At 63.9% G+C, this 21735-nt stretch carries 29 protein-coding genes and 1 pseudogene; 15 read left to right on the plus strand and 15 right to left on the minus strand.

Annotated features, from left to right (window positions below; all coding sequences use genetic code 11):
- Window position 1: 1 nt before the first annotated feature.
- Together BMZ25_RS07270 and BMZ25_RS07275 are read right to left on the minus strand one after the other, a co-directional pair.
- Window positions 2-1207, minus strand: coding sequence for an NnrS family protein (locus tag BMZ25_RS07270; protein WP_092691123.1), 1206 nt, complete (start codon window positions 1205-1207; stop codon window positions 2-4).
- 187 nt (window positions 1208-1394) lie between these two features.
- Window positions 1395-1790 carry a group III truncated hemoglobin gene (locus tag BMZ25_RS07275; protein WP_092691128.1) on the minus strand — a complete coding sequence of 132 codons (396 nt, stop codon included), beginning with the start codon at window positions 1788-1790 and terminating at the stop codon, window positions 1395-1397.
- Between the two features lie 150 nt (window positions 1791-1940).
- On the opposite strand from BMZ25_RS07275, the gene BMZ25_RS07280 reads away from it, so the two are divergent.
- The 4 genes from BMZ25_RS07280 to rnk all read left to right on the plus strand — a co-directional run bounded on the left by BMZ25_RS07280 (window position 1941) and on the right by rnk (window position 3974).
- Window positions 1941-2360, plus strand: a complete 420-nt coding sequence (locus BMZ25_RS07280) for an Rrf2 family transcriptional regulator (protein WP_092691131.1) — start codon at window positions 1941-1943, stop codon at window positions 2358-2360.
- A gap of 44 nt (window positions 2361-2404) precedes the next feature.
- Entirely contained in the window at window positions 2405-2671 is a 267-nt protein-coding gene (locus BMZ25_RS07285) for a DUF6522 family protein (RefSeq protein WP_235859811.1), read from the plus strand.
- A 309-nt stretch (window positions 2672-2980) separates the two neighbouring features.
- Window positions 2981-3448: a hypothetical protein gene (locus BMZ25_RS07290; RefSeq protein WP_092691134.1), complete on the plus strand. Its 468-nt coding sequence runs from the start codon at window positions 2981-2983 to the stop codon at window positions 3446-3448.
- Between the two features lie 82 nt (window positions 3449-3530).
- A complete protein-coding gene (gene rnk, locus BMZ25_RS07295; RefSeq protein WP_092691137.1) occupies window positions 3531-3974 on the plus strand; it encodes a nucleoside diphosphate kinase regulator in 444 nt (147 codons plus the stop codon).
- Window positions 3975-4117: 143 nt separating this feature from the next.
- Here rnk and BMZ25_RS07300 read toward each other — a convergent pair.
- The 3 genes and pseudogenes from BMZ25_RS07300 to istA all read right to left on the minus strand — a co-directional run.
- Window positions 4118-4768 (minus strand): annotated as a pseudogene (locus BMZ25_RS07300) (transposase); the annotation flags it as partial.
- 156 nt (window positions 4769-4924) lie between these two features.
- A complete protein-coding gene (istB, locus tag BMZ25_RS07305; protein WP_092691140.1) occupies window positions 4925-5653 on the minus strand; it encodes an IS21-like element helper ATPase IstB in 729 nt (242 codons plus the stop codon).
- Window positions 5586-7151 carry an IS21 family transposase gene (gene istA / locus BMZ25_RS07310; RefSeq protein ID WP_092691145.1) on the minus strand — a complete coding sequence of 522 codons (1566 nt, stop codon included), beginning with the start codon at window positions 7149-7151 and terminating at the stop codon, window positions 5586-5588. Before istA ends, istB begins: the two co-directional genes overlap by 68 nt.
- A 352-nt stretch (window positions 7152-7503) precedes the next feature.
- On the opposite strand from istA, the gene BMZ25_RS21385 reads away from it, so the two are divergent.
- The 3 genes from BMZ25_RS21385 to BMZ25_RS07330 all read left to right on the plus strand — a co-directional run bounded on the left by BMZ25_RS21385 (window position 7504) and on the right by BMZ25_RS07330 (window position 8789).
- A complete protein-coding gene (locus tag BMZ25_RS21385; protein ID WP_177190416.1) occupies window positions 7504-7596 on the plus strand; it encodes a hypothetical protein in 93 nt (30 codons plus the stop codon).
- A 114-nt stretch (window positions 7597-7710) separates the two neighbouring features.
- Window positions 7711-8142 carry a PACE efflux transporter gene (locus BMZ25_RS07325; RefSeq protein ID WP_092692420.1) on the plus strand — a complete coding sequence of 144 codons (432 nt, stop codon included), beginning with the start codon at window positions 7711-7713 and terminating at the stop codon, window positions 8140-8142.
- On the plus strand, window positions 8139-8789 hold the full coding sequence (locus BMZ25_RS07330; RefSeq protein ID WP_092691151.1) for a 5-formyltetrahydrofolate cyclo-ligase: 651 nt from the start codon (window positions 8139-8141) through the stop codon (window positions 8787-8789). The genes BMZ25_RS07325 and BMZ25_RS07330 overlap by 4 nt, the downstream gene beginning before the upstream one ends.
- Before the next feature lie 21 nt (window positions 8790-8810).
- Here BMZ25_RS07330 and BMZ25_RS07335 read toward each other — a convergent pair whose 3' ends face one another.
- The 4 genes from BMZ25_RS07335 to BMZ25_RS07350 form a co-directional block, all read right to left on the minus strand.
- Window positions 8811-9557, minus strand: coding sequence for a sulfite exporter TauE/SafE family protein (locus BMZ25_RS07335; protein WP_092691154.1), 747 nt, complete (start codon window positions 9555-9557; stop codon window positions 8811-8813).
- Between the two features lie 320 nt (window positions 9558-9877).
- Window positions 9878-10777: a dihydrodipicolinate synthase family protein gene (locus BMZ25_RS07340; RefSeq protein WP_092691158.1), complete on the minus strand. Its 900-nt coding sequence runs from the start codon at window positions 10775-10777 to the stop codon at window positions 9878-9880.
- A gap of 13 nt (window positions 10778-10790) precedes the next feature.
- Entirely contained in the window at window positions 10791-11426 is a 636-nt protein-coding gene (locus tag BMZ25_RS07345; RefSeq protein WP_092691161.1) for a LysE family translocator, read from the minus strand.
- 12 nt (window positions 11427-11438) lie between these two features.
- On the minus strand, window positions 11439-12050 hold the full coding sequence (locus tag BMZ25_RS07350) for a LysE/ArgO family amino acid transporter (RefSeq protein ID WP_092691166.1): 612 nt from the start codon (window positions 12048-12050) through the stop codon (window positions 11439-11441).
- A 94-nt stretch (window positions 12051-12144) separates the two neighbouring features.
- On the opposite strand from BMZ25_RS07350, the gene BMZ25_RS07355 reads away from it, so the two are divergent.
- A complete protein-coding gene (locus tag BMZ25_RS07355) occupies window positions 12145-13047 on the plus strand; it encodes a LysR family transcriptional regulator ArgP (protein WP_092691171.1) in 903 nt (300 codons plus the stop codon).
- Between the two features lie 331 nt (window positions 13048-13378).
- Here BMZ25_RS07355 and BMZ25_RS07360 read toward each other — a convergent pair whose 3' ends face one another.
- On the minus strand, window positions 13379-13834 hold the full coding sequence (locus BMZ25_RS07360) for a MerR family transcriptional regulator (RefSeq protein ID WP_092691174.1): 456 nt from the start codon (window positions 13832-13834) through the stop codon (window positions 13379-13381).
- Window positions 13835-13907: 73 nt separating this feature from the next.
- Between BMZ25_RS07360 and BMZ25_RS07365 the strand changes: the two genes are divergently transcribed.
- Genes BMZ25_RS07365 through BMZ25_RS21345 form a run of 7 tightly spaced genes read left to right on the plus strand, consistent with a single transcriptional unit; the run spans window position 13908 to window position 17340 of the window.
- Complete coding sequence (locus BMZ25_RS07365; RefSeq protein ID WP_092691176.1) at window positions 13908-14306, plus strand: mercuric transporter MerT family protein; 399 nt, start codon at window positions 13908-13910, stop codon at window positions 14304-14306.
- 13 nt (window positions 14307-14319) lie between these two features.
- Window positions 14320-14625, plus strand: coding sequence for a hypothetical protein (locus BMZ25_RS07370; protein ID WP_092691179.1), 306 nt, complete (start codon window positions 14320-14322; stop codon window positions 14623-14625).
- Complete coding sequence (gene merF, locus BMZ25_RS07375) at window positions 14625-14852, plus strand: mercury resistance system transport protein MerF (protein WP_092691182.1); 228 nt, start codon at window positions 14625-14627, stop codon at window positions 14850-14852. The genes BMZ25_RS07370 and merF overlap by 1 nt, the downstream gene beginning before the upstream one ends.
- Window positions 14853-14864: 12 nt before the next feature.
- Window positions 14865-16280 carry a mercury(II) reductase gene (gene merA, locus BMZ25_RS07380; RefSeq protein ID WP_092691187.1) on the plus strand — a complete coding sequence of 472 codons (1416 nt, stop codon included), beginning with the start codon at window positions 14865-14867 and terminating at the stop codon, window positions 16278-16280.
- Between the two features lie 33 nt (window positions 16281-16313).
- A complete protein-coding gene (locus BMZ25_RS07385; protein WP_092691190.1) occupies window positions 16314-16643 on the plus strand; it encodes a YnfA family protein in 330 nt (109 codons plus the stop codon).
- A 37-nt stretch (window positions 16644-16680) separates the two neighbouring features.
- The gene (locus BMZ25_RS07390) at window positions 16681-17208 is read left to right on the plus strand and encodes an FAD-dependent oxidoreductase (protein WP_235859813.1); all 528 of its coding nucleotides are present in this window, start codon (window positions 16681-16683) and stop codon (window positions 17206-17208) included.
- Entirely contained in the window at window positions 17209-17340 is a 132-nt protein-coding gene (locus tag BMZ25_RS21345; protein WP_328586845.1) for an NAD-binding protein, read from the plus strand.
- 505 nt (window positions 17341-17845) lie between these two features.
- Here BMZ25_RS21345 and BMZ25_RS07400 read toward each other — a convergent pair.
- The 5 genes from BMZ25_RS07400 to BMZ25_RS07420 form a co-directional block, all read right to left on the minus strand.
- Window positions 17846-18532 carry a L,D-transpeptidase gene (locus tag BMZ25_RS07400; protein WP_092691201.1) on the minus strand — a complete coding sequence of 229 codons (687 nt, stop codon included), beginning with the start codon at window positions 18530-18532 and terminating at the stop codon, window positions 17846-17848.
- Window positions 18529-19260: a DsbA family protein gene (locus tag BMZ25_RS07405; RefSeq protein WP_092691206.1), complete on the minus strand. Its 732-nt coding sequence runs from the start codon at window positions 19258-19260 to the stop codon at window positions 18529-18531. Before BMZ25_RS07405 ends, BMZ25_RS07400 begins: the two co-directional genes overlap by 4 nt.
- A 1-nt stretch (window position 19261) precedes the next feature.
- The gene (locus tag BMZ25_RS07410; protein ID WP_092691212.1) at window positions 19262-19774 is read right to left on the minus strand and encodes a c-type cytochrome; all 513 of its coding nucleotides are present in this window, start codon (window positions 19772-19774) and stop codon (window positions 19262-19264) included.
- Window positions 19756-21150 (minus strand): multicopper oxidase family protein, encoded by a 1395-nt coding sequence (locus tag BMZ25_RS07415; RefSeq protein ID WP_092692424.1) that lies wholly within the window; start codon window positions 21148-21150, stop codon window positions 19756-19758. The genes BMZ25_RS07410 and BMZ25_RS07415 overlap by 19 nt, the downstream gene beginning before the upstream one ends.
- Before the next feature lie 65 nt (window positions 21151-21215).
- Window positions 21216-21728 carry a cupredoxin domain-containing protein gene (locus BMZ25_RS07420; RefSeq protein WP_092691217.1) on the minus strand — a complete coding sequence of 171 codons (513 nt, stop codon included), beginning with the start codon at window positions 21726-21728 and terminating at the stop codon, window positions 21216-21218.
- Between the last annotated feature and the right edge of the window lie 7 nt (window positions 21729-21735).

Consider the following 21735-nt stretch of genomic DNA (forward strand, 5'->3'; position numbering starts at 1 on the left):
CTTAGATGCGCTTGCCCGGAGGCAGGCGCAGCAGAAGTGGACCGAAGAGGACGGCAAATCCGCCGAATGCCACGATCCAGCCCAACCCCGACATCATTTGGAGCGGTCTCGCCATCTCGGGCCAGAAACCCGCCAAAACGCGTGCCAGCACCGACAGCACCAGCGCCGCATAGATCGTGACCGTGCCCGCCCCCGCCGTCAGTTCCCGCCCGGTGTGACCCAGAGTCGCCCGCGTCATCACCGCCAGCGTCATCAGCCCAAGCGCACCCGCCATCCATAGGTGCTGCGCTCCAGCCACCCCGAAAGATCCGGGCGCAAAAATTTCCACCGATAGAGTAAGGGCGCCGAGTGGCACGAAAGCGTAGCCAACATGCATCACCGTCAGCAGCGGTTCGGCGAGCGTCCGGTGCCCCGACCAGCGGGCCAGTCGCACCGCGTGCAGCCCCCCGGCGATCGCCAGCGCCAGACCCGTGGACATTGACACAGGAAGGGTGACCCACAACCCCAGCGCCACAAGCAATGCGATCAAGGTCGCCTTGTCGTACGATTGCATTGGCGGCGCCGGCAAAACCGCGCTGCGTCGCTTCACCATCCAGTTGCGCGTGAAGGACGGCACCACGCGCCCGCCGATGACCGCAATCATCATGATAGCCGCGCCAAGGCCCAAGCGCAGGCCATAGCCTTGAGCGGCGTATACTCCACGCGCAGCCTCCCCGTGGAACAGAGCGTTGCCGAGAATGAAGACCCCGAGCATTCCCAGTACCATCAGGTTGCGCCAGTTCCGGCCCGCCACGATCTCGCGCCCAATCGCCAGCGCCAAGACCACCGGAAAGGCGAGGTCGATGGCCGCCACAAGCCCGGCAGGCAGGGCGCCTGAGACGGCGATCGCCCCGCGGCCGGCCAGCCAGAGACCGGCGAGCCCCCCAAGCCGCCAGCCCACAATGGGCAAACGACCCGTCCAGTTCGGGACTGCGGTCATCAGGAAACCCGCAATCACAGCACCGAGATAACCGAAAAGGAATTCGTGCGCGTGCCAGCTGACGGGATCGAACGCTGTGGGTAGTATCAGGTTGCCCGATAGCATCGGCAGCCAGAGGGCCATAGCCAATGCTGCCCAGACTCCTGCCCCAAAAAAGAAAGGTCGAAATCCAAAAGAGAGGATCGCAGGTCCCGTCCAGTCACGCATCTGATGGGTTGTTGTGGTCATCTGTCTGTTCTTTCCGCTGCGCCGCCATCCGCAGTCAGGAACAGGCCGAGCGGTATACCTTGGAGTTCGGAAACATTGTGTTCAGCCCGGCAAAACCAAGCGCGATGTCTACGAAGCAACACCACTGGGCCCAACATAACGCAAAGGCAGGACGTGAAAGCGACTAACATCTGCTGGCGCAATTACTTTATCTCAAACTCGGTACTGCTTCCGTTCGGAGCTGGGCATCCTGGCTGGCCATGTGCAGCGACCGCGCGATCCGCTCAGCACGCTCGATAATATGTGCAGCTCCCTCGTTTGTGCAGACCGCTCCCGCCGTCTCCCAAAACAGATCAAGCCAGCGCTCGAAGTGTGTCCAAGTCACTGGCAACCCCGCGTGCTTTGGGACCGGTGCGCCGTGGTAGCGCCCCGTCATCAGCGCGACCGAAGACCAGAAGTCCACCATCTTTTCGAGATGCGGTTCCCAGTCGGTGATCCGTTCGGCAAAGATCGGACCCAGCACCGGATCGACACGGATCTTGCCGTAGAAGCCATGCATGAGATCCACGAGAACGGCTTCGCTTAGACCGGTTCGCTCCTTCATTTCCAAAGTCATGGCGGGTCGCGAGGAGCGGATCGGCGGGAGAGGGGTTCGCGTCTGTGACATGGCTGAACTGGCCTGGGCGATTGTAACGGGACCAGCATCGCGTGTTTAATAGGTATTGTAAATGCCTATTCATAGCGAGGTTGCCATATGCGCCTGACCAGCTTCACCGATTTTGGACTACGCGCCCTCATGCGCATGGCCAGCGCCCCGGATCGTGCGTTCTCCACGGCCGAGATCGCCGACGAGTTCGGGATCTCCCGCAACCATCTCAACAAGGTAATCCAGCGTCTCGCGCGGCACGGCTTCGTGTCCACGCGCCGTGGCGCCGGCGGCGGCGCCATGCTCTCCCGTCCGGCGGCCGAAATCGGGCTGGGAGACCTCGTTCGGCTGCTCGAGCAGGACCAGGCCCTGGTTGAGTGCTTCGCACCGGACGGGGCCTGCTGCGTCACCCCGGTCTGCCGACTGAAAGGCAAACTCTATGCGGCGGAGGCGGCCTTCCTGGCCGAGCTCGACCGCTCGACACTCGCCGATGTCGCCTTGCCGACTCCTGCGCCGGCCGCGGCGTGAAAGGAGAGTCTGATGAGCAAAGTGACCTTCAGCACCGACGCTTCGTGGTCGACGCGGAGATCGTTGGCGGCGCATTCGACCTTCCACCCAAGGATGTTCCGGCAAGGCTTCGTAACGGCGAGATCACCAGCCGCTGCGAGACCGGCATCGATGACGACGCCGGCCGCTGGCGGTTGACCTTCTATTCCGGCGGCCGGGCGCTCCGATTGGTCGTCGACGAGACCGGCGCGATCCTGTCCCGCTCCACATTTCCCGCTCATGCGCCAACCACGGGTGCGATCGACCTCGCGAGCCTGAGCGCCAGCGACTGACCACCACTACCTCGAACGAAAGGGGATCTCCAATGGCTTGGCGTGGCCGTGGCACTCACCGGCGCGCTCGCCCTCCTCGTCATCTTCATCACCGCGGTCGATCAGGAGGTTCCGGCCCCTTCAGGATTGACTGCTACCCCGCGATGATTAAGTTGGGCTGATGGTCATGCACGAGAACCACTTCCGGTTTCTGCTTCTGAACCGCCCGGGTCCCCGGGCGGTCCGCGCATAAGCGCGTCTTCGACCCCCCGGGGCTTTCTCATATCCTCAAATTGAGAACGCGGGCTTCACAGCCCCGGGAGATACATCATGATCACGACCAACATCACCCAGCTGCCTTCGGGCAGCGACTTTCGCACGCTGTTCAAGCACTATACTGTCGACTCTGGCTTCTTCCTCACGGTCGACGACAGAGCCGGCATTGAGCGTCTACTACGCCATCGCGGGACCAAAAACGCGCCAAACACTAGCCTTCTGAACGGACTTCTGCGCCATAAGTTGCGGATCTCGCGTGGGGCCCTCGAGCCTGCCTCGCCTGAGCTCGTCATGTCAGGATGTCATGTTACCTACATGATCAGCGGAGAGGGGAGTCGATCCGGCGTGCTCTCCATGAGCCCTGCACCGATCCCGGGCCATGTCCTCGTCGCATCCCTGCTCGGGGCGACTCTGATCGGCATGCGAAAGCGACAGAAATCGCCTCTCCTGCGGGACGACGGTCAGATCGATACGGTCGTCGTGCTGGATGTAGGTCCACCTCTGAACCACGACGCTGCCTGATCACCGATCGGCCTCCGGCGCCTCCCAGAGCTTCGTCATCTACAATGCGTCAACGCCGCCCGGCGGCGGAAAGGAAAACTCGATGGCCCAGAAGAGCCCCACCTCACGCGGCACCGGTCGACAGCCCATAGTCGTCATCGGCGCCGACTGCCTGGACAGGCTCGAAGCTCTTGCGGAGGGCGCGATCCAGCGAGATCCAGACCTTGCCGATCGGTTGCTCGGCGAGATCGGCCGGGCCCGCATCGTTCCGGTGGCGAAACTTCCGCCCGATGTGGTGGCCATCGGTCGCGCGGTCACCTTCCGCGATGAAACGACCGGCCAGGAACATACGGTAACGCCGGTCTATCCCGAGGATGCCGACATTGCTCGCGGCCAGATCTCCATCCTCACACCGATCGGGGTCGCCCTGATCGGACTGACCGAGGGAGCATCGCTTCACTGGGAGACTAGGGACGGAAAACGGCGGATTCTGACCGTGCTGCACGTCACATGTCAGTATGCCGCCAAAGGACTGGAGGTCCAATGATCCGCTGTTGCTGGAGCCTTGACCAGGCCCATGGCTTGCCCGGAAGGAGCCGCGCGATGCGCTGACGAGGCCGCGACGCTCCTTCAGGGATGTGGACAGGCGTGGAAAAGTGGGGCTGAATCAAAGTTAGTGCATCTCTTAGTTCATGATGTGGCGACCAGACGCGCCTTCAGGAGCTCGATGTTGGCGCGGCCATACATCTGTCGTTTGAGGGTCTTCAGGCGGTTGATCTGTCCCTCCGTCTGGCCGTTGGACCAGGGCTCCGTCAGGGCTGCGACCACGGCAGCCTGATCAGCGACGAGGCCGCGGGTGAATGAGGCGATCTCGCTGGCCGCTGCCTCATTGAGCCACGCCGCCAGGTCGCCCGATGTGCCGTTGCGCACCATGGCGACGAACCGATCGACGAGGAGACGGGTGGCCGCCAAGGCTGGCAGCGCGGCTTCGACTTGCGCAACGAGCACGGCGTCCGCCTTGGAAAGGTGATTGCGTGCCGAGGTCATGAGCTGCGCGATCCTGCGCGCGGGCGGGCATTTCCCGTTGCCGGCCAGCATCGCGCTCTCTGCACGCCGTTGTCGCGTCGCCCATTCGCCGACAACCCGAAGGCTGCCGCCGTAGCCCGAGGCGCGAAGCTGGCGCCGGAGCTCTGTGGCATTGCGGCACCCGGCGGCCCAATCTTCCTCCAGCCGGGGCAGCCAGGGGGTCAGGCTGTTCTGACGCACCCGGAAGACATCGTCGCGCTCGCCACGCACGATCCGGCGGACGAGGCCGCGGCTCAGCCCGTCCTCCGCTACGATTGATCCACTGGATCAATCGCTTAACTGTCAATCGGCGCCGAAGTTTGACCCCTTATCGGCCTCCAAAACTGACCCCTCTGGGAGCACGGGGAGCTGGCCCGAGGCGGCGTAGCTTTCAGGCGGCGCAGCCGGATCGGGCCAGCGATGATCCGGGGCTCAGGCTCGGGTCTTGAAGCGCCAGCTCTCGTTGCCGGTCTCGACGATGTCGCAGTGATGGGTGAGCCGGTCGAGGAGCGCGGTGGTCATCTTGGCATCGCCGAAGACGCTCGGCCATTCGCCGAAGTCGAGGTTCGTGGTCACCAGGATCGAGGTGCGCTCGTAGAGACGGCTGATCAGGTGGAAGAGCAGCTGACCGCCGGTCTGGGCGAACGGTAGGTAGCCGAGTTCGTCGAGGATGACGAAGTCGAGCCGGCACAGGATATCCGCAGTGCGACCCTGGCGATCGGCGCGGGCCTCGGCATCGAGCTTGTTCACGAGGTCGACGACATTGAAGAACCGCCCACGCTTGCCGCTGCGGATGCAGGCCCGGGCTATGCCGACGGCGAGATGCGACTTTCCGGTCCCGGTCCCACCGATCAGCACGACGTTGCGCTGCTGCTCGAGGAAGTCTCCACCCGCCAGGTCGCGGACCAGCGTCTCGTTGACGGGCGTCTCCTCGAAGTCGAACTCGTCGATTTCCTTGGCCAGCGGCAGCTTGGCGATGGTCATCTGGTATTTGATCGAGCGCGCCTGCTTCTCGCTGATCTCGGCATTCAGAAGGTCGCCGGCGATCTTCTGCGGCTCGTGCTGCCGCTTCACGGCGGTGGCGATGATCTCGTCATAGGCCGCTTTCATCCCGTAGAGCTTGAGCTGGCCCATCACGTCCAGCACCTGCGATCTTTCCATGGTCCGGTCTCCTGAGGCTGTCGTAGCGTCTGCAATCGGCGACCGGCTCGCAGCTCAGACGCAGCGCGTCCGGTGTCGCGACGGTCAGCGTCGGCCCGGGCTCCCGGCGCCGGGCGAGGATGTTGAGAACGACGGCGGACGAGTGAACGCCCTCGCTCAGCGCCTCGGCGCAGGCCGCATCCACCGCGTCCAGGCCGTCGGTCAGGACCGAGCTCAAGATCTCGACCATCTGGCGGTCGCCGTTCGGCACTCGGCTGAGCTTGCGCTGCACGCGCCGCATTGCCGCCGGCAATTCCCACTCCTTGAACGGCGCCCCGTTCCGGAGAGCCCCAGGCTTGCGGGCGAGGACAGGGAGGTAGTGTAGCGGATCGTAGATATCCTTGCCGCGGCCGAAGGCGCGGGCATGCTCGCCGACAATCTTGCCGTCCTGCCAGATCTCGATCTGTTCGGCATAGGCGCGGACCTCGACAGCCCGGCCGACAGCCCGGGCGTCGACCGAGTATCGGTTGTTGTCGAACCGGACGAGACAGGTCTTGGAGACCGAGGCCGGCACGGCGTGGAAGCCGTCGAACCGCCCGGCATAAGGAACCAGGCTCGGTCGTTCCTCCTCGAAGACCTCCCAGGTGGTCCGCTCGCGCATCTCGGGATGAGGGTGCGTCTTGGCCCAAGCAAGACAGCGATCCTCGAGCCAGGCGTTGAGCTCGGCGTAGCTCTTGAACCGCGGCCGCGGCACGAAGAACCGCCGGCGGACCACGCCGACCTGGTTCTCGACCTGGCCTTTCTCCCATCCCGAGGCAGGCGTGCAGGCGACCGGATCGACGAGGTAGTGCCCGCACATCTGCTGGAAGCGGCGATTGTAGGCACGATCCCGGCCGACGAAGATCGTGTCCACCGCGGTCTTCATGTTGTCGTAGATGCCGCGCGCACAGGCGCCGCCGAAGAACGCAAACGCCTTGTCGTGCGCGTCGAACACCATCTCCTGTGTCTCTCTGGGATAGGCCCGCACGAACAGCATCCGGCTGTAGCAGAGCCGGACATGCGCGACCTTCACCGTCGTGGTCACCCCGTCGATCAGGACGACCTCATGGCTCCAGTCGAATTGATAGGCTTCGCCGGGATCAAAGCTCAGGGGCACGTAGGCGGCAGCCGAGGCTTCCCGTTCGGTCTTCGTCCACGACGAAGCATAGCGCCGAACGGCATCGTAACCGCCTTCGTATCCGAGTGACTGAAGCTCCTCGAAGATCCGGATGCGCGTAAGCCGGTCCCGCTTAGGCTTGCGGGCATTCTCCGCCAGCATCCGGTCGAGCTCGTCCTTCCACGGCCCGATCTTTGGCTGGGGCTGGACGCTGCGCTCGTAACTGAACTCTGTTGCTCCGGACCGGATCACCCTGCGCACGGTGTTCCGCGACACGCGCAGCTCCCGGCAGATCTGCTTGATCGGCTTCTTGTCTTGGAAATATGCCCGACGGATCTTCGCGATTGTCTCCACGACCAACATCCCGCACCTGCTCCCGGTTGCCCCAGGAGCATCATGGCCACCGATGTAAGGGGGTCATTTTTGGACGCCGATCACCCCGCTACAGGGTCACTTTTCCATGCCGGTTCACAGACCTGCGCGGACATCATGACAACCGGTCTCATCACGGTGCACCCCAACACTCAGATTTCGGAGGCTGCGCGTCTTTTCAGCAGGCACGCCATGAAAAGTCTCCCCGTCGTAGGCGATGAGATGACATTGCATGGCCTCCTCCTTCAGGCAGATCTCCTCAAGATCGTCGCGGCACAGGAGCGTCCCATAAATCGACGGCACCGCGCGGCGCGCCGCAAAGTGTCAAACGTCATGCGTTCCGGTGACGCGAGACGCTCGTCTCGTCGGCATTCTTACGCGCTCCGACATCATCCGCTTGCTGCTTCATTGGGCAGAAGAGCGCTCGGCGGTATAAGGCTCGGGTTGAAAAGCCGGCAGTCGGTGCTCATCATTGCGACAGGTGAGGACGACCTTACTCGGCCAGATGGTCAACACGCGGCACGGCCCGACGAACAATCGGAGCCCTTCCATGCGCAGCACTACAGACCGTATCCGTCAGGCCATCAGCTTCGAGCTCATCGGCATCCTGATCGTCACACCGCTCTTTGCCTGGGGCTTCAATCATCCGATGGGGGACATGGGCATTCTGGTGGTGCTCGGCGCCACGGCCGCGACGGCCTGGAACTACCTCTTCAATCTCGGCTTCGATCATCTGTTGAACTGGCGCCGCGGCGATCTCCGTAAGACCCTGCCACTCCGGCTCGTTCATGCCGTGCTCTTTGAGACAACCCTTCTCGTCCTTCTGCTCCCGCTGTTCGCGTGGTGGCTCGATGTCTCGCTGGCCGCCGCGCTAATGATGGAGATTTCCTTCGCGGCCTTCTACATGGTCTACGCCTTCGTTTTCACATGGGGCTACGATATCCTATTCCCGCCGCAACAGACAGGGCGGGCACCCGCATGATGGAAGACGAGACCGCCGGGGGCACGGGCCCCTGCTTTGCTCACCTTCTGGTCGACGGACACCCGGTCGATCCGGATACAGCGCGAGATGTGGCAAGATTCCGCCGCGCCGAGCGGGCGCGGCTTGTTGCAGCGCGTGCATTGTCCTCAGAAGAGCGGCAGAGGGCGACGGAGGCCCTCATCGACGGTTTGGACCGGATCATCAGCCTCGAGGCCAGCATGTCCGTCGCCGTCTACTGGCCGATCCGGGGAGAGCCGGACCTCCGCCCGTGGATGCGCGCCGCCGATGCTGCCGGTGCTCGGGTGCTGCTTCCGGTGGTCGTGGAAGAACAGGCACCGCTCGAATTTCGCACCTGGTCCCCGGATAGCCGGATGACCCGCGGCTTCTGGAACATCTTCGTGCCCGCCGATGGCGCCACGTGTGCGCCCGATGTCGTAATCGCGCCACTTGTGGGCGTCGACGCAGAGCTCTACCGCCTCGGAAAAGGCGGGGGATATTACGATCGGACCCTGTCTCAGTTCGAGCCTCGTCCACGGGTCATCGGCGTCGGCTTTTCTGAATGCCGCCTGTGGACCATCTATCCGATGCCCTGGGACATCCCCATGTCAGAGGTGCTCCTGTCGGATGGAACGCATCTGAGCCGATAGGAGCGCGATGCGTTTCCGCGGTCAGATCACGAAGAACCCCACAGTCAGAGCAGCACCTATGCCGACGATTAGGATGCGCAGATATTCAGTGTGCCTTATGCGGCGCGCTTGCCGAGCTCCGATGTATCCGCCGAGTGTTGTCGAAAGTGCCAGGATTGCAGCGGACTCCCACGCGATCAGGCCGGCGGCCGTATAGGTCGCCACGGATACCAATGAAAGCACGGCAGAGAGCATGTTTTTCAGGCCATTCATGCCATGCAGATCCTGGAAACCAATCAGGCCGAAAACGGCCAGTAACATGATCCCCAACCCGCCGTTGAAGTAACCGCCGTAGCCGGCAACAAGGAAGATCGCGACCGCCGAGAGAACCGGCCCGATCTTCCATCCCCTCGCGCGAACCATGGCTATCAGACGCGGACCAGTTGCGAAGAGCAGCGTGGCCGCCAGCAACAGCCACGGCACGATACCCACAAAAGCACCGCCCGGAGTAATCAGGAGAAGCCCAGCCCCAGCGAGCCCGCCAAGCGCGGCGATCAGGATGATACTGCCCAGCCGCAGGCTTCCTTCCGCGGAAATATCACGTCGATAGGCCCAGGCACTCCCGATATAGCCCGGCAACGCAGTCATCGTCGCGGTCGCATTGGCCATGATCGGGGGCACCCCAAGCCAGACCAGGGCGGGAAAGCTAAGCAGTGTGCCACCGCCGGCAATGGCGTTGACTATGCCCGCGAGCAGGCCCGCGACGACGAGTATGACGATGGAAAACATCTGGACATCCTTGAATTGAAGTAATGTCTCTACGTCTCAAAATTTTGGGCTGCAAATTGGTCTGCTCTTGTGAGTGATATCAGCTGGGGAGTTTGTTATTATCGTATATTTTCTTGTCACATTTGGCGGGACCCACGATAGAAATTCGTCCACATATCAATCCGCCAGCAAGCTCGAAGCCGACCCCAGACCTTCGTACGCAGTGCAGCGAATGACTCGTTCGTCCGCTGAGCCATCGCTCAGGCAAGCCGCCGCGAAGGTTCGCGACGAGCCCTTCCAAGACACTCCGGCAATATGCTGCGTAACCACAGTGCGAGTTGTCAGCCGGCGACTTGGAGCGGCGGACGCAGCGCCACCTCGACCCTTTCGCGGGATGCTGGCTCAAGCGCCAGGATCGGGCCCGGCGGCGTGATAGGTCCAAATCCGAGGATCTCCGCCATAGCGAACATCACCCGGAAGCTCCCGAACTCCCGGAACAGCGCCCAGAGGGGAGCGAAGGCGTCATCGATACGCTCGGCTTCGGCCGCATCCCCCGCCTGGGCCGCACGGGTGAGCGCCAGGGCGGGTTCCGGCAAGAGTCCGGCCACCACGCTATACCAGCAGGCCCCGCCAGCGAGCAGCGCGTCTTTCGCACCCCAGTCTCCGCTGTAGCCGATGGCAAAGCCCTCCGGTGTCACGGCCCGCAAGCGCTGCATCTCACCCGCGCAATCGCCGTCCGCAGGCAAAGGCATCTTCACCGCGGTCACGTTCGGAAGCTCGGCCAGTCGCGCGATCAGGTCCGGGCTGAAGGTGAATTTCGTGGTGCTCGGGTTGTTGTAGATGCACAGGGGCAGCTCGCCGGCCGCGGCGACGGCCTCGAAATGGCGGAACACCTCCTCGTTGGTCAGCGGTTGGTAGGACATGGGAGCAAGAAGCAGACCGTCCGCGCCAGCTTTTCGGGCATCTCGCGCGAGATTCTCGGCGACATCGGTCGTAAGGGCGCCGACACCGACGATGAGCGGCGTCCGGCCCGCCACGCATTCTACTGCGGCCCGGAGAGTGCGCTTGCGCTCCTCCGGCATCAGGTAGGCGTATCCGCCGGTGCTACCGAGTAGCCCGATGGAATCCACGCCCGCTGCCACGATCCGCTCGAGAAAGCGTTGCAGAAGCTCGGGCTTCAGCTGCCCCCCGTCGTCGGCGGGGGTAAGGGGAAAGGCCGACAGGCCGGTGAACAGGGTCATGGAGGGTTCTCCTTCAAACGCGCGAAAAGAGCAGGCGCAGACCGGCGAATCCGAAGAACGCGGCCAAGACGCCCTCTATCCCGCGCCGGGCGCGCCGGTAGATGCGGATCATCGGCGCCGTCGAGAACACGAGCGCGTAGCCGCCGAAAATCGTCACGCTCAGGACCGCGCAGCCCGCCAGAATGGTGGCCACGTCATGCCACGAGGCCTCGGCGCCGAGGCCGAGGGTGACGAGGGCAATCCAGGCCAGCACGGCCTTCGGGTTGGCCAGATGCATGATCAATCCATGGCGGTAGAGCGCAGCCGAGGACGGTGGCGTATCAGCTCGTGCGGGGCCAGTTGAGGTTGCCGGGCCGGAGGTCATCGCGCTTCGGGCCGCGCGCACCGCGAGGTAGAGCAGGTATAGGCCGCCGAAGACCTTCAGGACGAACAGGGCCTCGGCATAGCGCGCGAGTAACGCGGAAACGCCTGTGGCCGCGGACAGACCCCAGAACAGCGATCCGGAGATGACCCCCGCGGCCAGCGCCAGTCCGGCTTGCCGACCGTGGGTCATCGCCACGCCCATGATCCGGAGGGTGCTTGGCCCGGGGCTCCCGGCCGCGATCACGTAGGCGGTGAAAACGACGAGCAGGTGGTTGATGTTCTCCATCGCGTCCCTCCCTCAGGTTCCGGCCAGAAGCTTGAAAGCAATGATCCACATCACCAGCGCAATGAGTGTCTCGAGGATGCGCCAGGCCGCCGGCCGCTCGAAAACCGGGCGCAATTTGATGGCACCGTAGCCGAGGGCGAAGAAGAAGACGAACGACCCGAGGATTGCGCCGACAGCGAAGGATCCTTGGCTGCTGGTGAACTGGGTAGAGATGGTTCCCAGCAGGACGACCGTGTCGAGATACACATGCGGGTTCAGCCAGGTGATGGCGAGGCAGGCCACCAGCGTGCGGAACAGATCGGTCACCGGCAGCGACGCATCCGCGGCCAGTGCCTCGTTCGACCGCAGCGCCGACAGGAGGCTCTTCACGCCATACCAGATCAGGAAGGCCGCGCCGCCGTAACGCATGATGGGCTCGAGCCACGGCAACCATTCCGAGACCGTTCGAAAGCTGGTCACGCCCACGGTGATCAGGATCGCGTCCGAAATTGCGCAGGCGAGGCAGACCGCCAGGACATGCTCGCCCCGCAGCCCCTGCCGCAACACGAAGGCGTTCTGGGCGCCAATCGCCACGATGAGGCTGAGGCTCATCATCATGCCGGTGAAGAAGACTGCGAGATCCATGTGCTGGGCTCCGATCCGAAAGACTGCCCTTGGCGTATGCGGTCGATTGAGATTAGACAATTTAAAGTCACTGATACCAATGAAGGGAAACTAAATGGCGGTGGACTACGCAGCTCTCCGGGCCGTCGCTGCGGTCGTCAGGACGGGCAGCTTCGAACGCGCCGCCGCGTCGCTCAACGTGACACCCTCTGCTGTCTCTCAGCGCATCAAGCATCTCGAGGAGCGTCTCGGCGCGGTGCTCATCGAGCGGGGGACGCCCTGCACCGCCACGGACAGGGGCCTTGCGCTCTGCCGACACATGGATCGCGTCGGGATGTTCGAGAAGGATCTCATGGAACAGCTGCCCGAGCTCTCCGGGCCTGAAGGTGCCGGGCAACGGGTGACCCTCAACGTGGCCACGAACGCCGACAGCCTCGGGACCTGGTTTCTCGAGGCCATCGCCTCCTTCACCAAGACCACCGACTATCTCGTGAATGTCGCCATAGACGACGAGGACCATACCGCCGACTGGCTGCGCCGCGGCCGTGTGCTTGCCGCTGTCACCGCGCTGGAACGCCCAGTGCAGGGATGCCGGGTCACGCCGCTCGGCTCGTTCCGCTACCAGGCGACAGCGAGCCCCGATTTCATTACCCGATACTTCCCGGATGGTCTGACGGAGGAGGCGTTCAAACTCGCGCCCGCCCTCACCTTTAACCAGAAGGACCGTCTCCAGGATGCCTGGGCGCGCGAGATTTTCGGGCACGACATGTCATTCCCCACTCATTGGCTCCCATCGACACAGAGCTTCCTCGAAGGCAGCCTCGCCGGTATGGGGTGGGCCCTAAATCCGGTCCAGCTCGCGAGGCACCATCTCGAGCGCGGAGATCTCGTCGAGCTTGTCCCCGGAAAGGTGCTGGAGCGACACCTGTTCTGGCAGATCAACCGGCTGGCTGCCGACCAGCTTCACGAACTGTCCCGGGCCATTCTTTCAGTAGCGCAGCGCGAGCTCAGCTCGTGAGCGTGGCGCTCGTTGGAAACGGCAGCTTTAGTCTGCGGCCGATCCGGCCGCGCGCTGCGGATGGCGGCTGTGAGCCCGTTGCGGAAGAAGCAAATTCCCGCTGCGTGCGCTCGCAGCGGCATTTCTGTTGCGGCGCAGCAAATCTTCATGTCGCATCGCAGCTGTGGATCCGGTCGTTCGAACTGAGCGCAGCGAAATCCTCGGGAGCAGCGACCGCGCCGGGGGAACCTGCCTGCCGTTCGCTGCGCGTGCTCGATATCCGCTGCGTTCGCGAACGCTACCGAAGGTACGGTGGATACCGGACTTTCGCTACACTCCAACTGGATGGCAGCTATTCGGACGCTCTTTCTATCGGTGCTGGCTTCCTCTGGCCATCATTGAGGACGTCGAGCAGCGGGCAGTCGGGAGTGTCGGCCCCGGTGCAGCGTGCGATGGTTCCGGCGAGCACGGTCTCGATCGCCTGGAGACCCCGGATCTTGGCGCGGACCACATCGAGATGGTGGCGCCCCATCCGCTCGACCTCGGCGCAGGTGTGACTGCCGCGATCGACCAGGGACAGCAAGCCGCGGATCTCTTCCATGGTGAAGCCGAGGTCTCGAGCCCGCATCACGAAACTTAGCCGCTCCACATGGGCCGTGCCGTAGCGGCGGTGGCCCGATGCCGTCCGGGGCGGATCAGGCATCAGGCCGATGCCCTCGTAGTAACGGATGGTCTCCAGATTGCAGCCGGTGAGCCTGGCCAGGTCGGAGCGCTTTAGGTCGCTCGCGGAGGCGTGAATGTCAGGCATCGGATTATTCCTTGATCCTGTAGCTACTACAGACCCTACCTTGCCATTCAAGGAACTACAACAAGGTGACGCGATGACGGCCAAGCCGATCGAAACAGAACGGCAGGATGGGGGCCGGACGGACAAGGCGGGATGGGCTGCGACCGGGGTCGGGGTGCTTGGCGCCTTGGCGATGACCTCCTGCTGCATCCTGCCGCTGGTTCTGGTGAGCCTTGGTGTCACGGGGGTCTTCATCGGCCAGCTTACGGCGCTCTACGCCTACAAGTGGGTGACCTTCTCTCTCGCGGCTGTCGCCCTCGGTTATGGCTTCTGGAAGGCTTACCGTAAGGTGCCTGCCGAGGATTGCGGAACCGGTACCTGCGCCCGCCCGGTGGATCGCGGCTTCATGCATGGGGTGCTCTGGAGCGCGCTGGCCGTGGTCCTGCTGGCCCTGATCTTTCCCTACGCCGCACCGCGCATCCTGACTTTTTGAAACGGAGCCCATCATGAGACAGCTGAGCCACCTGTTGCTGGTCGCGATCCTTTCGGTCATCCCGACCGCGATCCTCGCAGCCGAAGCCGAGACCCGCGTGCACGTCACCGGACTGACGTGCCCATCATGCAGCTACATCGTCGCCACGGCCCTTCAGCGCGTGGAGACGGTGGAGATCGCAGAGTTTGTCGAGGGCGAGGCGGAAGACGGTTTCTATGCCTTGCGCTACGATGATGACGTCACCAATCCAGAGGAACTGATCGCCGTCGTCATGGGTGTCGGCTACGGCGCCTCCCTGGCCGACGAAAGCGGCTCGTAATGGGCCGCGAGAGGCGCTCCGACGGGAACGACCGCCTCGTGAAATGCGGGCTGATCGGCACCGTAGTCGTAGCGCTGTGCTGCTTCACCCCGATCCTGGTGATCCTCCTGGGCGCAGTCGGGCTCTCCGCCCTGTTGGGCTGGCTCGACATGGTGCTCCTGCCTGCGCTCGCGGTGTTCATTGGAATCACCCTCTACGCGCTCTGGCGGCGCCAGCGCACCAACTGAAGAGAGATTGACATGAAAGATTGCGGCACACCCGAGGGCGGCGCCTACGACCTTGCCGTGATCGGCGCTGGTTCGGCCGGATTTTCGGCTGCGATAACCGCCGCAGAGGCCGGGGCACGTGTAGCCCTGATCGGCGACGGCACCATCGGAGGCACCTGCGTCAATTTGGGCTGCGTGCCCTCCAAGGCTCTGATCCGCGCCGTGGAGGGCCTGCACCACGCCCGCGCCGTGAAGCGGTTCGACGGCGTCGAGGCCGAGGGTCGCGTCACCGACTGGGCTGCGACTGTGGCACAGAAACAGGCGCTCGTGGATGAGTTGCGCGCGGCAAAATACGCCGACGTGCTGCCTCGGCACGAGAATGTGGACTACATCGAGGGTTGTGCCCGGTTTGACGAGCAGGGCCGGCTCACCGTAGACGGCGCGACGTTTCCGGCGGCGAAGATCGTCATCGCCACCGGATCGCGCCCCCATGTGCCCGCGATCCCCGGCATCGAGGAGATCGACGCCCTCGACAGCACATCGGCCCTGGAACTGACGGCGCTGCCCGCTTCCCTGCTGGTCCTCGGCGCGGGCTACATCGGCGTGGAGCTGGCGCAGCTCTTCGCCCGCGCCGGTGTCATCGTGACGCTGGTCAGCCGCCGCGGCGTGCTGCCGGAGGCCGAGCCGGAAATCTCCGAGGCCTTGGAGCGCTACCTCGCTGATGAGGGCATCCGTCTGGCCCGGATCACCGGATATGAAAGCGTGGCACGCGACGGAAGCACCGTGCGCCTGACGGGCACCGGGGGTGAAAGCTTCGGCGCCGAGCGGCTGCTGCTCGCCACTGGACGAGTGCCGAACAGCGACGACCTGAACCTCGGTGCCGCCGGGATCGAGACCGATGCGCGGGGCGGGATCGTGGTCGATGCGCAGATGCGCACCGTCAACCCGAACGTCTGGGCTGCGGGAGATGTCACCGGGCGCGATCAGTTCGTCTACATGGCGGCCTACGGTGCCAAGCTTGCCGCCCGGAACGCGGTGGCGGGCGAGGCGCGTGCCTACGACAATGGGACGATGCCCTGGGTGGTTTTCTCCGATCCCCAGGTGGCGGGCGTTGGCCTGAGCGAGGCCCGGGCGCGGGCCGACGGGCGAGAGGTGATTACCGCGGTCCTGCCGCTCGATGCCGTGCCGCGCGCACTCGCCGCCCGCGACACGCGTGGGCTGATCAAGCTGGTGGCAGAGGCGGGGAGCAAGCGGCTGCTGGGCGCGCAGATCCTCGCCCCCGAGGGCGCCGACAGCATCCAGACAGCGGCCATGGCCCTGAAGGCCGGGCTGACCTACGAGGACCTGGGGGACACGATCATGCCCTATCTCACGACCGTCGAGGGACTAAAGCTTGCTGCCCAGACCTTCGAGAAGGACGTGGCCGCGCTCAGCTGCTGCGCGGGGTAGCGTTCTTCATCGCCATAGGACACGGAGCACTCGATGCCGACCCTTGCCGCCTATATCGGGGCCGCCCTCGCCGAAATCGCCGGATGCTTCGCCTTCTGGGCCTGGCTCCGGCTCGACAAGCCGATCTGGTGGATCGGGCCGGGCATGGCCTTGCTGGCGCTGTTCGCCTACCTGCTGACGCTGGCCGACAGCGCTGCCGCTGGACGGGCCTACGCGGCCTATGGCGGCATCTACATCGCAGCCTCGCTGTTCTGGCTCTGGGCCGTCGAAGGGGTGCGACCGGATCGGTGGGACGTGATCGGGGTCGGCCTGTGCCTGCTGGGTGCCTTCACCATCATCGCAGGCCCCCGGGCGCCGGTCTGAAATCACCAGTTCCAAAATGATCGAGAGAGCAGCAGAGATGACCGACGCGCTCGACCTGATCGTCATCGGCGCCGGCATGGCCGGGATCACCGCCGCAAAGAAATGCGCCCGTGCCGGCTGGTCCGTCGCTAACGTCGACGAGCTGCCCTACGGCGGCACTTGCGCGCTCAGGGACTGCGACCCGAAGAAGATGCTGCGCGCCGGTGCTGAGGCGGTGGAGGCCGCCAGACGACTCGAAGGCAAGGGCGCCAGAGGGGAGACTCGGATCGACTGGCCTGCGCTGATGAAGCACAAGGAGAACTTCACCGACCCGGTGCCCCAGAGCATGGAAAGTGGGCTGACGGAGGCCGGGGTGCGAGCGCTGCACGGCCGCGCCCGCTTCACCGCCGATGATCGGGTCGAGATCGACGGCCATGGAGAGATCGTTTTCAGCCACGCGCTGATCGCCACAGGGGCGAAGCCGCGGCCGCTTGATTTTCCCGGGGCCGAAGGGCTGATCGACAGCACCGACTTCCTGAACCTCGCCGAGCTGCCTCGCCGGATTGTGTTCGTGGGCGACGGCTAAATCTCCTTCGAGTTCGCGCATATCGCGGCGCGCGCGGGAGCCCAGGTGACGATCCTTGATCGTGGCGCCCGCCAACTGAAGATGTTCGACGTCGACCTCGTTGAAATGCTGCTCCAACGTTCTTCATCCTAAGTCATTGTTTTCATTTATTCTAGAATTGCGTCTTGCACTTCACCCATCAATTGTCGCTCGGCCTGACCGCCGAATTGGGCGTCACGAGGGAAGCGCTCTATCGCGAGCTGTCGCAACGCCGCGCCGCTCGAACTGTAGGTTGAGCGTCGACCCGGGAAATTTGACGCCAACCATGACGCCGCCTTCTAATCTCTCGCAGCGCAAATCGGTCGCCCGTCGACGGTTCTGAGCGGCAAAAGGGTTGTTTCGACGGGCCCCTCGTGAAGATACCAGTAACATTCGTCACGTGGCAAAAGGCGCGCCGTAGAGACATCCTGATAGGGGGCTGCCAGGGCAGCAACCTGCTCGGGGATGAGCTCGGGGTCCGTGTCCCCGGTGCCAACGACAGCGGTGCATCCGCTCAGAATGGCCGGCAACACGAGGCTGCTAGAAAATTTTCGTCCCAAGTCCGGTCCTTTCGCGCAGTGAGTTTACCGGCTTCTCCCGGGTGCCTCGAATTTGGTGCTCAACTCTGTGCGCCGACGTAGTCTTCGGGCGGATGCAAGTAAGCTGTCACGCCGGTTTCAACCTGCGGGTACAGCGCGATCATATGGGCATTGACCATCCGCACACAGCCTGAACTCGCGCGGCCCCCGATGGAGCGGGGCTCCGGCGAGCCATGGATGCGCAGATAGGTGTCGCGATCGCCCACGAAGAGATACAGTGCACGCGAGCCGAGCGGATTGTCAGGACCCGGCTCCATACCGTCTTCAAAATCCGAGTACAGCTCTGGATCGCGTTCGATCATGGAGCGCGTCGGCGTCCAGTGTGGCCACCGGACCTTGCGCTGGATCGTGTAGGTCCCGGGTTCGTAGAGATCGCCGCGTGCGATGGCCACGCCATAGCGCATAGCCGTCCCGCCTTCCTCGATGTGATAGAGGTAGCGGGCAATTGCATCCACATGGATGTTCCCCGGAACAAGGCTCGCACGGGCCTCGACCCGTTGCGGAAGAAAACGCGCATCGAGGCCCCAAGGATTGGACGTCTCGAGGTCGAAGAAGGGCGGAGTCACTTCGGCATCCCATGCACTTTTCTGCGCCTCACTCGGCCAGGTATCGGCCAGAAGCGTCCCCGAGATGGGTGGCGAGAACAGCGCGGATACGGTCACGATGAAATGGCGACGTGTCAGGCCCGTTTTCCCAGTTGTCTTCATTGTTCCGGCTCCCGCGCATCGGAGACAAGCGTCTGCAATCGTTCTACGTCCACGACACCGGGAACGAGGGCGTCGCCGATCACGAAAGATGGCGTGCCCGTGATGCCGAGGGCCCGCGCGAGACGCATCGAGGTCTGGATGTGCGCGTCGATCTCCTGTGCTTCCATGTCGCGGCGCAACTGCACGATGTCGAGCCCGATTTCTTCCGCGATCCGAAGGACAGCGGATTCTTCCGCGCGGCCGTTCATGCCCATCATCGCCCAATGGAAGTCCTCGTAGAGGCCCTGTTCGCGTGCCGCCAGTGCGGCACGGGCGGCAAAAACCGACCCCTCGCCGAGGATCGGCCATTCGCGATAGACAAGGCGAACATTCGGATCGGCCGCGAGCAGAGCCTCGATCTCCGGCTTGGCACGACGGCAATAGGGGCAGTTGTAGTCGAAGAATTCTACCACCGTGACATCGCCCTCAGGGTTGCCCAGAACCGGCGCATTGGGATCGCGTTCCAGCGTTTCGCGTTCCTCGTCGAGAACCTCGGCCTGCGACGCCGCCTGCGCCTCGGCTTGGCGGGAATCCAGGATCGCGACGGCCTCCATGACGATATCGGGGTTCTCGCGGATGGTCTCGAGGACCAGTTCGCGCACCCTGTCCTCGGACAAGCCCTCGGCCGCCGCCTGCAGTGGCAGCGCCAACGAAAGCGCCACCACGATCATCGAGATGAGTTTCTTCATGTCAGCTCCCTCCATTCGCCAGATCGGCGGCCGTGCGTTCGGCCTGCATGGCGCGGGCGCGCTCGGGCCAGGTTGATTGGATGTAGGCGAGAATGTTCCAGATCTCGCGATCCGTCAGAACATCGCTGAATGCGGGCATGCCGCTGTCGAACTCCACGCCTTGCAGCGCCAGGGCTTCCCGTCCACCGAGCTTCGTGTATTGAAACAGAACACGATCGGGGTGGTGCCAGGTGTGCCCGGTTTCATCGTGAGGCGGCGCGGGTAGCCGTCCATCCGGACCCGGCGTTCGCCAATCCGGCTGCCCTTCGAGATTGGCGCCGTGGCAAGACGCACAGCTTTCGGCATAAAGCGCCTTTCCTTGCGCGATATCCACCGCGGTCGGCATCACCGGCATGGTGGGAGCCATCGTGGCCTGCGGCGCGTCCTGCAGCGTCAGCCACGCCCCCGTGCCAACAAGCAGGAGTGCTGCTGGGCCGATAATGAGACCCCACCGCATCATGTCACCCGCACCCATGTCATCATCCCGCTTTCCGCATGGCTGAGCATGTGGCAATGAAATAGCCAGTCGCCCGCATTGTCCGCGATAAAGCCAATCTCGCGCGTCTCTTGAACGGCCACCATAAGCGTGTCGCGCATGGGGCCAACGGGTTCACCGTCGCGGATTTCGCGGAAGTGCATCCCGTGCAGGTGCATCGCGTGGGGAAAGGCGGTCTCGTTGACGATCTCCAGCCGCACCGGCTCACCAAGAGAAAGATCAGCCAGCGGGGCCTGCGTCATCTCGGCCATCTCGTTGAAGGCCCAGAACCGTCCCCGCGCCGCAAGCTCGCGAAAGCCCAGGCGCTCTCCGCCCAGGAAGGCGCTGTCCATCCGGCCCATAGCGCCGCCCGACATCACGAGCCGCAAAGGCTGAGCATCGGCGAGCGCCCCGAGGTCGTCGCCGGGATTGGGTGGCAGGGCCGCCGGTATCGTGCGCGGCGTCTGCGCGGTGCTGCCCGAGACGGGGAACGCCACCTGCGAGGCGGGTTGGTCGTTATTGCCGATCCGGACGAGATGCGCGATCTCGCCCGCTTCGGTCGTCACATCGACGATCAGATCGGCGCGTTGCGCTGGGGCGAGAACAAGAACGTCCTCCAGCGGTTCGGGCGCGGCAAGCGGCATGCCGTCGAGTGCGACCGTCCAGCCCCGCATTCCGGTAAGCTGCAACGGAAAGATCCGTGCATTCGACGCGTTGATAAGCCGCAGGCGCAAACGCATGTGCCGCGCGACCGGTATGGACAGGTCGAACCGCCCATTGGTGGTGATCAGGTTCCCGATCCGGCCGCCATGACTCATTCTCATCGGTTGGTCGAAGCTGTCCTCGATCATCGCCGTTTCGGGATCGAGCAACCAGTCATCGAGCACGAGGGTCTCCTCGCGATCCACCTCGGGCGGTTCGGCCTCTTCCACGATCAGCGGCCCGTGCAGACCGCGGGCGACCTGCACCCAGGACCGGTTATGCGCATGGTACCAGTAGGTCCCGGCATCGGGTGCCACGAAATCGTAGACAAACGCCTGACCCGGTGCGACGGCCTCTTGCGTCAGGCCCGAGACGCCATCCATCGCGTTGTCGATGCGGATCCCGTGCCAGTGGACCGAGGTCGGCTCGAGAAGGCCGTTGACCAGCCGCCGCCGCACCCTTTCGCCTTGGTGCACCCGGATCGCCGGACCGGGCGCCCGGCCCTCGTAACCCCAGATGGATGTCGGCGCATAGCCGTCGGGAGCAAGTTGCGCCGTGGCGTCACGCGCTGTCAGGGTCGCAGGCGCGTGAGAGGCGGCAGACACCTGCCGGCCGCTCACCGCCAGACCCATAACGGCGGCGGTCTGTCCGATGAAGGCGCGTCGTGTCGGCATGGCCAATATCTCCAGAAAGGCGTCGGGGCGGGCGAATATCTCGCCCGCCACCAGTTATTTGAGCTTCAGGAGTCGTGGCTCATCCGGAAATCGCCGACCATGCCGGCGTTGCGGTGGCCGGGCACGTTGCAGGCGAACCCGATCTCACCGCCTTCGGAGAACGTCCAGATGACTTCGTCCGTATCTCCCGGCTCCAGAAGGACGCTGTTGGCGTCGTCATGCATCATACCGGCTTCCCTCATCCGGTCATGATTGATGCTGCGTACGGTCATCATGCCTTCGCGCATCATCGTCTGCATTTCGTCACGGTGGCCATTCCAGGTCTCGCTCGTGCCGATGTTGAATTCGTGCACGGCGCGGCCAACATTGACCACCTCGAAGCGGATTGTCTCGCCAGGAGCGACCTCGACGGTCTCGGGGCTGTAGTTCATTTCATCCATTTCGATGGTGATAGTACGGTCGACTTGCGCGGCATCGCCAGGTTCGCCGATGCCGTCTCCGTGTCCAGGGCCGGCAACTGCGAGGGAGGCGGTAAGGCTTGCCGCAAGGGCGGTGCCGGTCAGAAGTGTCTTGATCATGTCTTGG

It is taken from the genome of Tranquillimonas rosea (genome assembly GCF_900111315.1).
In the GTDB taxonomy this organism is placed as follows: domain Bacteria; phylum Pseudomonadota; class Alphaproteobacteria; order Rhodobacterales; family Rhodobacteraceae; genus Tranquillimonas; species Tranquillimonas rosea.